Below are 12373 nucleotides of genomic sequence, written 5' to 3'. Positions count from 1 at the left end.
GAACCCCGGGAGCGCATCTCAGGCGCGCGGATCTCGGCCCAGGTAGCGCAGCAGCGCGTCCACCACGGAGTCCCCCGGCTCCGCGTCCAACACCGCCGCGTAAGCACCCCACTGGCGCAGCGGCTCCACCAGACCGGTTGCGGCGGTGAGGAAATGGCCGGCCAGCTCGTCGGTCAGCGGGGAGGGCTGCCCGGTGGCGATCGCGATATCCCAGGCGTGGACGGCCGCGTCGAGGGCGCACATCACCGCGGCGACCGGGGTGGGCAGGACGCCGTGCGGCAGCGGGGTCGGGACGGATTCGGCGTCGTCGGCGACCGTGGCCCACGCGGCGGCGGTCTCCGTGACGGCCGCGGCGACCAGATCGGCGGGGCTGCCGACGACCACGCCGGACGGGGAGAACGGGTCCTCGGCGGGGCCGGAGCCGATACCGAGGGCCGCGGCGTACGCGAGCTGATCACCCGCGGCGTGCTGCACCACCTGGGTGACCGTCCACTGCGAGCAGGGTGTCGTGGATTCCCACCGATCGGCGGTGATGCCGGCGACCGCCGCGGTGAGCGCCCGGTAGGACTCGGCGAGGACATCGCGCCACACGGGAGCGAGGACGAGGGCGGGATCGGTGGTCTGCGAGGTGGTGTCCATGGTGGGGCCTTTCGTTCGCTGTCGGCGTTGAACTCAGGCTATGCGGCAATTAGGCTCGTATTCTTCCTAATCGCGTCCCGATGCCGAAGGACAAGTTTGTGACCTCTACCACAACCCGCGTCCTGCGTCTGCTGTCGCTGCTGCAGGACCGCACCTACACCGGCCGGGAGCTGGCGCAACGGCTCGGCGTCACCGATCGCACGCTGCGCCAGGACATCGCACGGCTGCGCGAACTGGGCTACCCCGTACACGCCGAGCGCGGGGCGATCGGTGGATATCGGCTCGGCCAGGGCAAGACCATGCCGCCACTGCTGCTCGACGACGACGAGGCGGTCGCGGTCGCGGTGGCGATCGGACTCGCGGAGGACGGTTCGACCGGCATCGCCGATATCGACGAGAACGTGGCGCGGGCATTGGCGAAGCTGGAACGCATCCTGCCGATTCGGTTGCAGCGCAAGGTGACCGCGCTGCGCGCGGCTACCGAGATCGGGCCCGCGGTCACCGGATCACGCGAACCGGACGCGCCGGTCCCGGCACAGACCCTCACCACCATCGCCTCGGCGATTCGCGGCACCCGGGTATTGGAAGCCGGCGCCGACCGCTTCGAGCCCTACCGCCTGATCAACTGGCAGCGCCGGTGGTATCTGGTGGCCTACGACCTCGAAACCCACAGTTGGCGTGCGCTTCCCGTGGCCGCGATCGACAGCGTCACCGCCGGTTCCCGGCATTTCGCCGCCCGGGCTCTGCCCGATAGCGATCTGGTGGCCTTCGTCCTGCGTGAAATCGCCACGGCCGGTTGGCGAGTGCACGCGCGCGTGACGGTGCTCGCCCCGGCCGAGACGGTGATCGCGCGCATCAACCCCACTGTCGGTGTGGTGGAGCCGATCGATGCCACCTCATGTGTGTTGTACACCGGCGCGGACACTTTGGAGACGATCGCGATCTATCTGAGCATGCTCATGATGGATTTCCGTATCGAGAACCCGCCGGAACTGGTCGAGCACATCCGCACCCTCGGTCATCGATACGCCGCCGCGGTGACGGATCCGGCGTAATACCGCGCGCGTCCTAGCGCATGCCGGCCGCGCGGAACGCCCGGTCGTAGATCACCCGGATGACCGGCTGCTTGCGCGTGTTGTAGTCCGTCATCCGCCCGCCGCCGGAGACCGCGGAACGCTTGGCCGCCTCGTAGAGCGCGCGATCGTCGGGGTGGGTGCGCAACCAGTCCCGGAACATGCGGTGCCGGATGGTCTCCGGACAGTCGGGGCCGAAGACGTGCAGGTGGGCCCGGGGGTCGTCGAGTCGCAGCATGCGATGTTCGTGGAACGACGGCTCGCGCACGATGTGCACGTACCCCAGCGGTTCCAGCAGCGGCACATAGGTGTCCTCGGCGCGGGGATCCGCGACGATCAGATCGATATCGATGACATCCTTCGCGGCCGGACCCTCGACCGCGGTCGAACCGACATGGTCGATCTCGAGTGCCGCCGCGCCGAGCGTCGAGCGGAGCCGCGCGGCCAGCTTCTCGAAGCGCTGGGGCCACTGCGGGTCGTAGGCGACGATCTCGATGGGCGCTTCCTCCGGGCGGTCACCGACCCAGGGGTCCAGATCGGGATCGGGGTCGGAATGCCGAGTTATCTCTGCGTAGCTGGGCATCGGACCGATCCTGGTGGCCGTATCCGTACGCGCCAGTACACATCCGGACCCGCTCATCGCCCGCCGAAACCGGACTGGGCGATACCGCGCACGAACGACTTCTGCGCGTAGAGGTAGACGACCAGCAGGGGCGCGAGCACGATCAACGCGGCGGCCATCAGAATCGGCCAGTTGGTGTGATATTGGCCCTGCAAACGCACCAAACCCAGTGTGATGGTCGATATCTCGTCGCGCTGGATCATCACCAGCGGCCACAGGAAATCGTTCCACACCGTGATCCAGGTGAGCACCGCCAGCACCGTCATCGCGGGGCGCGCCTGCGGGACCAGCACACGCCAGTAGGTCTGCCAGATACTGCAGCCGTCGAGGATGGCCGCCTCCTCCAATTCCAGCGGGAGCGTGCGGAAGAACTGACGCATCAGATAGGTACCGAAGGCGGACCCGAACAGGCCGGGCACGATCATCGACCACGGTGAATCGACCCAGCCGAACGCGCGCATGAGCAGGAACTGCGGAATCACGGTCACCGTGATCGGCACCATCAGCGTCGCCAGGTAGGCGATGAACAAGACGTCTCGACCGGGAAAACGCAAGCGCGCGAAGGCATATCCCGCGAGGGAGCAGAACAATACCTGACCGGCGGTCACACAGCCGGCGTAGAGCGCGGTGTTGGCCAGCATGCGCCCCAGCGGCAGCAGCGCGAACACCTCGCGATAGTTGGACCAGTGCGGTGCGGTCGGCAGCGGATTCGGATCGCTGATCGCACCTTCGGTTTTCAGCGATGCCGCCACGGCCCACAGAATCGGGCCGACCGCGCACCACGCGATCACGATCAGCAGAAGGTAGAGCCCGAGCCCGCGCAGCGTCCGCCGGGCGATCGCCCGCGCGACCGTGCTCGACGGCGGGACGGCCTCGGCGCCGGGCGCCACGGGGTTACTCACGGTTCCTCCCGGCGGGACAACCACAGCTGGAACAGGGTGAGCACCAGCAGCAGGGCGAACATCACCCACGCCAGCGCTGCCGCGTATCCGACCTCGTAGAAGCGGAAGGCGTTCTGGAAGAGCATGATTCCCAGGACGAAGGTGCCGGTCTCGGGACCTCCGTTGCCGTCGGTCAGGGCATAGGCCTGATCGAAGGCCTGCACCGAATTGACGATGGTGATCACGAAGACGAACGACAGCGCACCGCGGATCAGCGGCACCGTGATCGAGCGGAATCGGCGCACCGCGCCGGCCCCGTCGATACGCGCGGCCTCGTACAGGTTCGCGGGCACTCCCTGCATGGCCGCCAGCAGGATGACGGTGGCGAACGGCACGCTCTTCCACACGGTGACGATGCTCAACGCCACCAGTGCCCAGTTCGGATCGGCCAGCCACGGAATCTGCGCCGTCCCCAGCACCCCGAGCCCACGATTGATCAGTCCGTCGTCGGCGGCGAACAGAAACCGCCACACCACGGCCATCGCCACGGTGGAGGCGGCCAGCGGCAGGAAGGCCAGCGTGCGGAACAGCCCCATCCCCGGCAGCTTCCGATTCAACGCCGCCGCGACACCCAGGCTGATCACCACTGTGGGAAGCAGCGTCAGCACCGTGAACAACGCCGTATTACGCAGCGCGATATAGAACAGCGGATCGCGGAACAACTGGCGGAAGTTGCTCGTGCCCACGAACCGCATGGGACTGAACAGATCCCACGAATGGAAGCTCAGATACAGCGAAAAGGCCAAGGGAAAGAGCAGGAACAAGCCCACCGCAGCGAAATTCGGGGCCACGAACCACACTCCGGCCCGGGCGCGCATCCGGTCCACCGCCGACCGGGACACGCGCGATCGCCGGTGCCGGCCCCGGTACCGGCGATCGCTCCGCCATCCGGCTCGGACGCCGTCACCGCCCGGATCGGCCGCGCTATCCGGCTCGAACCGCGAGGGCACCGGCCGCATCGTCCGGCCGGCGACGCCGCTCATATCCGTTCCCGCAGTAGCTGGTCCACATCTGCGGCCGTTCCGGCGAGCCAGGTCGCCGGGGCGGCACCACGCAGGACCCGGTTACAGTTGCGCGACAACAGCGAATCGACCTTTCCCCACGCCGGGGTCACTGCCAGCAGCCGCGAATGGGCGGGCCCCTCGGTGAATATCTCCCGGTTACGCACCTCGCGGTGCGCGGCCGCGAAGCCGGGGGCGGACATGGCCGAACGCAGCACCGGCACGAACAGCCCGGACCGGGCGATCAGCTCCTGCCCCTCGGGACCGGTGGCGAATTTGACGAATTCCCAAGCCTTTTCCCGGCGCGGGCTCGAGGCCGCGATGGCCAGGCCGGTACATCCGACATCGGTGACCGCATCGGGTCCGCCGTGCGGGCCGACCGGAAGTGCGGTCACATCGAAGTCCAGATCATCGTGTTCGACCAGTTCGGAGTACAGCCAATGCCCGCCCAGCAGCATGCCCGCGCGCCCGCTCGCGAACACATCCGACGCCGTCAGCGACTGCCGGTCGGCATTGGAAGGGGCGACCCCGTAGCGCACCGACAGATCTGCGTAGAACTGGAAGCCTTCGGCGAAACGCGGATCCCCCATCTCGGTACGGGTCGGATTCTTCGCCGGGCTGAACCATTGCGCCCCGTTGTTGAGGGCGAAACAGGCCGCCGAGTAGTACGGCACCCAGCCGTCCACGAAACCCCACTGCCGCACCCGGCCCACTCGGCGAGTCGTGGCCTGGGCGGCGGCGAGGAACTCCGCGAAGGTCCAGCTGCCCGACCAGCGGGTCGGGGGATGTATTCCGGCCTGGTCGAACAACTTCCGGTTGTAGTAGATGAACACCCCGGACCACTGCTCGGGCAGGGCGTACCGACCGCCGTTGTAGGCGAAGGTGTCGGACAGGGTCGAGAAGCCGTCCGCGCGCAGCGTCGCGGCGGCGGCCGGGTCCCGCGCGAGCATGGTGTTCAGGTCCAGCAGGACACCGCGCTGGGCGAGCCCGGCGTAGAGCAGTTCCCACGCCATCAGCACATCCGGACAGCGACCGCCGGCACAGTAGGTCAGCATCTGCTGCAAGGGATCCGGGCTCGACAGCACGGTTCGGATTCCGATGTCGGGCCGGCGGGCGGCGAATGCCTCGATGATGCGCATCCGGGCCCGCGCCTCCTCCGGGCGGGCCTGGAAGAAGAAGGTCAGCGCGTCGTCGTCATGGTCCGAGCACCCCGTGGACAGCGCGCCCAGGGCGGCCATCGAGGCCGCCGCCCGGAGCACCGAGCGCCGGGGTACACCGGAATTCCCGGATCCGAACGCCGTCACGCGCCTCCTTCCGACTGCCTCGCGGGACGCGGGGACCCGAGCGGATCGGCCCAGCGGATTCGCCGGCTGCCGGAAGTGCGGCAACGACCGCAGACCAGGACCGGAGCTTACGGATCGAACCCGCGCACGCGCCGGTCCGACACGCGGCCGCCGGCGGGGTTCGCCCCGGTTGCCTGACCTCCCCAGCCCCGGGAACCGGCCGTCCGGTCGGGCACGACCCGGTATCGGGCACGTGAACCGTCGGTTCGTCCCTACCCAAGCCGAGTCATCCGGCAGCGGGTTCGGCTACGTTGTCTCAGTCGGTATGTCCGGTCCCGGATCGGTGCACCGGGCATACGGACAGTACGTAAGCGCAGACAGCACGGGAGAGTAGCTCGCATGGCGACCATCGAATACCTCCGAACAGAGCCGGACCTACCTCCCGTGGGGATCGTGGATCGCCGGCCCGTCGCCCCCGCCAAGAAGGCCATCTTCGCGGCCATCGCGATCGTGGGCGCGATCGCGTGGGTCATCCTCGCCATCGCTCGCGGTGAGAGCGTGAACGCGGTGTGGATCGTCATCGCGGCGGTCTGTACCTACATCCTCGCCTACCAGTTCTATGCCCGGCTGATCGAATGGAAGATCACCAGGCCGCGAGACGACACCGCCACGCCCGCCGAGGAATTGGAGAACGGCACCGACTACATGCCGATGGACCGGCGGGTGCTGTTCGGACATCACTTCGCCGCCATCGCGGGCGCCGGTCCGCTGGTGGGCCCCGTCCTCGCCGCCCAGATGGGTTATCTGCCGGGCACCTTGTGGATCGTGATCGGCGTGGTGCTCGCCGGAGCGGTGCAGGACTACCTGGTGCTGTGGGCCTCGGTGAAGCGGCGCGGTCGCAGCCTCGGGCAGATGGCGCGTGACGAACTGGGCGTGGTCGGTGGTATCGCGGCGCTGATCGCGGTGCTGGTGATCATGGTGATCCTGCTGGCCGTACTGGGCATCGTGGTGGTCAACGCACTCGCCGCGACCAAGGGCGCCGACGGTCAGCTGCACGGCGGCAGTCCGTGGGGTGTGTTCTCGATTTCGATGACCATCCCGATCGCGCTGCTGATGGGCCTCTACCTGCGCTATGTGCGACCGGGCAAGGTCGGCGAGATATCGATCGTCGGATTCGCGTTGCTGCTGCTGGCCATCGTCTCGGGACGCTGGGTCTCCGAATCCGGCTGGGGCCGAGACCTGTTCACCCTGTCCGGCACCACGATCGCGTGGATGCTGATCGTCTACGGCTTCATCGCCTCGGTGCTGCCGGTGTGGTTGCTGCTGGCCCCGCGCGACTATCTGTCGACGTTCATGAAGGTCGGCACCATCGTGCTGCTGGCCCTGGGCGTGGTGATCACCATGCCGGTCCTGCACGCCCCCGCGGTCTCGCAGTTCGCGGGCAACTCCAGCGGTCCGGCCTTCGCGGGCAGCCTGTTCCCGTTCCTGTTCATCACCATCGCCTGCGGTGCGCTGTCGGGATTCCACGCACTGGTCGCCTCGGGCACCACACCGAAACTGCTGGAGAAGCAGTCCCAGGCACGGATGATCGGCTACGGCGGCATGCTGATGGAGTCGTTCGTCGCCGTGATGGCCCTGATCGCCGCCAGCATTCTCGACCAGCACCTGTACTTCGCGATGAACACCGGTGGTCTCACCAGCGCGCAGGCCGCCGCGGACAAGGTCAATTCGCTGGGATTGGGGGGCACCCCGATCACCGCGAACGAACTGACTCGAGCCGCCCACGATGTCGGTGAGCAGGCCATCTACTCCCGGACCGGTGGCGCGCCGACCCTCGCGGTCGGGATGGCCGAGGTGATGCACAACTTCATCGGCGGCACCGCGATGAAGTCGTTCTGGTACCACTTCGCGATCATGTTCGAGGCGTTGTTCATCCTCACCACCATCGACGCCGGGACCCGGGTCGCGCGGTTCATGCTCTCCGATACCCTCGGCAACCTCGGTGGCCCGGCCCGCAGGTTCAAGGACCCGTCGTGGCGGCCGGGGGCCTGGCTGTGCACCTTCATCGTGGTCGCCGCCTGGGGTTCGGTCCTGCTGATGGGTGTCACCGATCCGCTCGGCGGCATCTACACGCTGTATCCGCTGTTCGGTATCGCCAACCAGCTCCTGGCCGCCGTGGCGTTGACGGTGGTCCTGGTGATCGTCGTGAAGAAGGGGCTGCTGAAGTGGGCCTGGATCCCGGCCCTGCCGCTGATCTGGGATCTCGTGGTGACCATGACCGCTTCCTGGCAGAAGATCTTCTCCGGGGACAAGAACATCGGCTACTGGACCCAGCATCACATCTACCGCGATGCCCGCGACGCCGGCAAGTTGATCGCACCTGCCAAGAGCATGGCCGATATGGACAAGGTCGTGCGCAACACCTTCATCCAGGGGTCGCTGTCGATCGTCTTCGCGGTCCTGGTGTTGATCGTGGCCGTGGTCGGTGTGATGGTGTGTGTACAGGCGATACGACGAGGCGGTGGAGCCACTACCGAAACTCCCGAGGTGCCCTCGAAGATCTTCGGTCCCTCGGGCTTCCGCACCACCAAGGCGGAGAAGGAGGTGCAGCGCGAATGGACCGAATTGGAACGGGCGGGAGCGGTGAAGGTTCCCGGCGCGGCACATGCCTCGACTCCGGAGCCGACGTCGTAACGACCGGCTCCACGGGCGCCGGTCGGGCCGGCCCGGCGCCCGGCGGGGTCGCCGCGGCCGTCCGGGTGCCGTGGCGTGCCCTGCGCGCGACCGCCGGCTATCTGAACGCGGTGCTCGGCGGTCGGGACTATGCCCGCTATGTGGCACATCTGCGGCGGGTGCACCCGGATCGGCCGATCCCCACCGAGAGGGAATATTGGCGTGCGCGGCATGCGGCCGCCGAACGCAATCCCGGAACCAGGTGCTGCTGACACCGCAGCGACCGATCCGGCCCCGAATCCGTTGTGACGCTTCGGAACACCCCCTCCGCGGCGGTTATATCGAGCTGCTCTCACCTGTCGCGCCCGTGATAGCGAACAGGTATGGCGCTGAAACGTTATCCTTCGGGGTAGTTGTCTGTTTTCCGCTAGCGCAGGCGGGCTCAGGCTGACAAGGTGGACTGCGTGAGTGTGAACGGTCTGGATTTCGAGCGCTGCTATCGAGCGGTGGCCACCCGTGATGCCCGATTCGACGGGCAATTCGTCACCGCGGTGCGAACCACCGGAATCTACTGCCGGCCATCGTGTCCTGCTATCACTCCGAAGCGAACGAATGTCACGTTCCTGCCCACCGCGGCCGCCGCCCAGCAGAACGGATTTCGCGCCTGCCGCCGCTGCCTGCCCGATGCCGCCCCCGGCTCCCCGCTGTGGAACACCCGCGCCGATCTGGCCGCGCGGGCGATGCGCCTGATCGCCGACGGCGTCATCGAGCGCTGCGGTGTTCCGGGGCTGGCCGACCGGCTCGGCTATTCACAGCGCCAGCTCACCCGGGTACTCACCGCCGAACTCGGCGCCGGACCGCTCGCACTGGCCCGTGCCCATCGCGCCCACACCGCCCGGCTGCTGATCCAGACCACCCGAATGCCCATGTCCGACATCGCATTCGCCGCCGGATTCGCCAGCATTCGCCAATTCAACGACACCGTCCGCGAGGTGTTCGTGGTGAGTCCGACCGTCCTGCGGGACGAGGCGCGCCGGCTGCGGGGCGATACCCTGCCCGCCACCAACGGCACCCTCACCCTGCGCCTGCCCTACCGGGAACCGCTCGACGCGAGCTGGCTCGAGTGGTTCCTGTCCGCACATGCCGTACCCGGTCTGGAGAGCTGGGAAGACGGGGTCTACACGCGGAGTCTGCGCACCCCGCACGGACATGCCACCGTGCGCGCGAGTATCCATCCCGGCCATGTGCGAGCCAGTCTGGCACTGCACGATATGCGCGATCTGGCGCCGACCGTCGCACGGGTGCGGCATCTGCTCGACCTGGATGCCGATCCGATCGGTATCGATGCGGCACTGGCCGAGGGCTTCGGCCCGGGTACACCCGCGACCGGGGCGGGTATCCGGGTGCCCGGCTGCCTGGACGGCCCGGAGTTGTTGCTGCGCACCATGATCGGACAGCAGATCTCGGTATCGGCGGCGACCACCCACACCGCTCGCCTGGTCGACGCGCTGGGCGAGAACATCAACGGGCCGATGCCGCGACTGTTCCCGACCGCCGAGGCCGTCGCCGAACGCGGAGCCGATGTGCTGACCGGCCCGGCACGGCGCACCGCGTCGATCGTGGCAGTGGCCCGTGCCCTGGCCTCCGGTGATCTGCACCTGCACGCCGGGCGGACCGCCGCCGACGTGCGACGCGATCTGCTCGCCCTCGACGGCGTCGGCCCCTGGACCGCCGACTACGTGACCATGCGCCTGCTCGCCGATCCGGACATCCTGCTGCATACCGATCTGGTGGTCCGCCAGGGTGCGGCGCGATACGGCATCGATTTGACCGACACCTCGCGATGGGCGCCGTGGCGGTCGTATCTGTCCATGCATCTGTGGAAGCGCGCGCTGTCCGAGCGCCCGGGTGCGGGCCGGGTGCCCACCCCCGCGCGCAACGGCCTCATTCCGCCAGGCCGCGAGGATTCCGCCGGACGCGTCGCCGGTGAGAACGCGTTCGCCCGACGGCCGACCGCGAATATGATCGGTAGACGATGAGCACCGCCGAATATGCGACGGTCCCGACCCCGATCGGGCCGTTCACGGTCGTCACCGAACCCGACGGCGCCGTTCTGGCATCCGGGTGGACCGCCGATGTGGAGAATCTGTGCGGTGTGGTCCACCCGGGACTGCGCCCGCAATCGCTGCGCCGCTTCGACGCACTCGGTGAGGTCACCACGGCCGTCGAGCGCTACCACCAGGGTGAGATGGACGCGATCGACGACATCGAGGTGCGGCAGCAGTCGGGCCCGTTCCTCGAACACGCGTGGTCGGTCCTGCGGTCGGTACCCGCCGGGGAACCGATCACCTACACCGCCTTCGCCGAACGGTCCGGCCGTCCGGATGCGATCCGCGCCGCCGCCAACGCCTGTGCGCGCAATGCCGTGGCGCTGTTCGTACCGTGTCACCGGATTCTTCGTACCGACGGCTCACTCGGCGGTTTTCGCTGGGGACTCGGGTGCAAACGGTGGCTGCTCTCGCACGAGACACGGGGCCGCACCCCGCACTGACACCCCGCGACGCCCCCCTTCCTCGCCCCGAATCCGCCCCGAGACGAATCCGCGCCGGGCAGAATGCGGATCGACGAAGGAGAGTTCGGTATGGAAACCATCGTGTCCGTCACCGGCGGCAAGCTTCGCGGCGTCACCGATCGCGGCGTGAGCGCCTTTCTCGGAATCCCCTACGCGGCCGCGCCGGTCGGCCCGGCTCGCTTCGAACTGCCGCGGCCCGCGGCCGAATGGGACGGCGTGCGCGACGCCCTGGCCTACGGCCCGACCTGTGCGCAATCCGCTTATCCGGCACCGATACACGCCTTGATCGGCAGCGACGGACTCCCCGGCAACGACTATCTCAACCTCAATGTGTGGACCCCGGATGCGGGAGGTTCCGGCCTTCCGGTGCTGGTGTGGATTCACGGCGGCGCCTTCACCCGCGGTTCGAATGCCCGCACGATGTACGACGGCAGCACCTTCGCCCGGGACGGTGTCGTGGTGGTGTCGATCAACTACCGGCTCGGGATCTCCGGATTCGCCGCGGTGCCCGGCGCTCCGCTCAATCGCGGGATCCACGATCAGATCTTCGCGCTGCGATGGGTGCGCGAGAACATCGCGGCCTTCGGCGGCGATCCGGACAACGTCACCATCTTCGGTGAATCCGCGGGCGGGATGAGCGTGGTCAACCTGATCGCCGCACCCGCCGCGCGCGGGCTGTTCGGCCGGGCGATCGTGCAGAGCGGCAACGGATCCGCGGTCGCCGAGGCGGCGGATGCGGCCAAAGTCGCCGATATCCTCGCCGACACATTGGGCATCGAACCGACCGTCGCCGACTTCGGCCGACTGGGACCCGACCGGTTGCGAACCGCACAGGACGCGGTGGCGCTCGACCTGATCGCCAATCCGGATCCCGAGCGCTGGGGGCGATCGATCCTGGAGAACGGACTCGGTGTACTGAGTTTCTTCCCGGTGATCGACGGTGAGTTGATCACCGACCGGCCCACCGAGGTCCTGGCCCGCTCCGGCGAGCACGCGATACCGCTGATCATCGGCTGGACGGCCGAGGAGTTCCGATTCTTCACCTTCCCCACAGGGATCGCGGCCGGACTCGATGCCGGCACCCTGGGTCCGTTCCTGTCCCGTTACGGCGTGGATCCCGCCGTCGCCGAGGTCTACACCGCCCGACGGCCGCAGGCGGCACCGGCCGACATCTTCGCCGCGATCATCACCGATGTCGTCTTCCGCGACGACTCGATGCGCATCGCCGAGATCAACTCCGCCGCCGGCGCCCCGACTCACGTCTACGAATTCGGCTGGCGCAGTGGTGTTCCCGACCTCGGCGCCTGCCATGTGCTGGAGGTGCCGTTCGTCTTCGACAAACTGGCCGAGGCGCACCCATTGACCGGCGAGAATCCGCCGCAGCCGCTGGCCGACGAAATTCACCGGGCCTGGGTCGATTTCGCCACCCACGGCGATCCCGGCTGGGCGCCGTTCGATGCCGGACGCCGGGTGCGGATCTTCGATTCCCCGCAGTCGGTGACCGTCTCGGATCCGCACGCCGAGGAGCTGCGGGCGCTGCGCGCATCGGCCGGGCAGCCGCATCGGTAG

The 12373-nt window shown here is 68.1% G+C and carries 11 protein-coding genes; 6 read left to right on the top strand and 5 right to left on the bottom strand.

Annotated features, from left to right (window positions below):
- Positions 1-18 precede the first annotated feature (18 nt).
- Entirely contained in the window at positions 19-639 is a 621-nt protein-coding gene (locus tag LKD76_RS06625) for a TIGR03086 family metal-binding protein (RefSeq protein WP_227980074.1), read from the bottom strand.
- Between the two features lie 98 nt (positions 640-737).
- Between LKD76_RS06625 and LKD76_RS06620 the strand changes: the two genes are divergently transcribed.
- Positions 738-1694, top strand: a complete 957-nt coding sequence (locus LKD76_RS06620) for a helix-turn-helix transcriptional regulator (RefSeq protein WP_227980073.1) — start codon at positions 738-740, stop codon at positions 1692-1694.
- Positions 1695-1707: 13 nt separating this feature from the next.
- Here the strand turns inward: LKD76_RS06620 and LKD76_RS06615 are convergent, their stop codons facing one another.
- The 4 genes from LKD76_RS06615 to LKD76_RS06600 form a co-directional block, all read right to left on the bottom strand.
- The gene (locus LKD76_RS06615; protein WP_227980072.1) at positions 1708-2295 is read right to left on the bottom strand and encodes a GrpB family protein; all 588 of its coding nucleotides are present in this window, start codon (positions 2293-2295) and stop codon (positions 1708-1710) included.
- Between the two features lie 53 nt (positions 2296-2348).
- Positions 2349-3173, bottom strand: coding sequence for a carbohydrate ABC transporter permease (locus LKD76_RS06610; RefSeq protein ID WP_227985120.1), 825 nt, complete (start codon positions 3171-3173; stop codon positions 2349-2351).
- A 59-nt stretch (positions 3174-3232) separates the two neighbouring features.
- Positions 3233-4093, bottom strand: coding sequence for a carbohydrate ABC transporter permease (locus LKD76_RS06605; protein WP_227980071.1), 861 nt, complete (start codon positions 4091-4093; stop codon positions 3233-3235).
- Positions 4094-4254: 161 nt separating this feature from the next.
- Positions 4255-5514, bottom strand: a complete 1260-nt coding sequence (locus LKD76_RS06600; RefSeq protein ID WP_227985119.1) for an ABC transporter substrate-binding protein — start codon at positions 5512-5514, stop codon at positions 4255-4257.
- A 444-nt stretch (positions 5515-5958) separates the two neighbouring features.
- Between LKD76_RS06600 and LKD76_RS06595 the strand changes: the two genes are divergently transcribed.
- The 5 genes from LKD76_RS06595 to LKD76_RS06575 all read left to right on the top strand — a co-directional run bounded on the left by LKD76_RS06595 (position 5959) and on the right by LKD76_RS06575 (position 12373).
- On the top strand, positions 5959-8253 hold the full coding sequence (locus LKD76_RS06595) for a carbon starvation CstA family protein (protein WP_227980070.1): 2295 nt from the start codon (positions 5959-5961) through the stop codon (positions 8251-8253).
- Between the two features lie 65 nt (positions 8254-8318).
- The gene (locus tag LKD76_RS06590; RefSeq protein ID WP_227980069.1) at positions 8319-8504 is read left to right on the top strand and encodes a YbdD/YjiX family protein; all 186 of its coding nucleotides are present in this window, start codon (positions 8319-8321) and stop codon (positions 8502-8504) included.
- Positions 8505-8687: 183 nt separating this feature from the next.
- Positions 8688-10271: a DNA-3-methyladenine glycosylase 2 family protein gene (locus tag LKD76_RS06585; protein ID WP_308188505.1), complete on the top strand. Its 1584-nt coding sequence runs from the start codon at positions 8688-8690 to the stop codon at positions 10269-10271.
- The gene (locus tag LKD76_RS06580) at positions 10268-10783 is read left to right on the top strand and encodes a methylated-DNA--[protein]-cysteine S-methyltransferase (RefSeq protein ID WP_227980068.1); all 516 of its coding nucleotides are present in this window, start codon (positions 10268-10270) and stop codon (positions 10781-10783) included. Before LKD76_RS06585 ends, LKD76_RS06580 begins: the two co-directional genes overlap by 4 nt.
- A 90-nt stretch (positions 10784-10873) precedes the next feature.
- A complete protein-coding gene (locus LKD76_RS06575) occupies positions 10874-12373 on the top strand; it encodes a carboxylesterase/lipase family protein (protein ID WP_227980067.1) in 1500 nt (499 codons plus the stop codon).

This window comes from Nocardia spumae (assembly GCF_020733635.1).
GTDB classification, from domain to species: Bacteria; Actinomycetota; Actinomycetes; order Mycobacteriales; family Mycobacteriaceae; genus Nocardia; species Nocardia spumae.
Note: the sequence above shows the minus strand (reverse complement) of the source record. Positions and strands in the feature narration are given on the sequence as shown.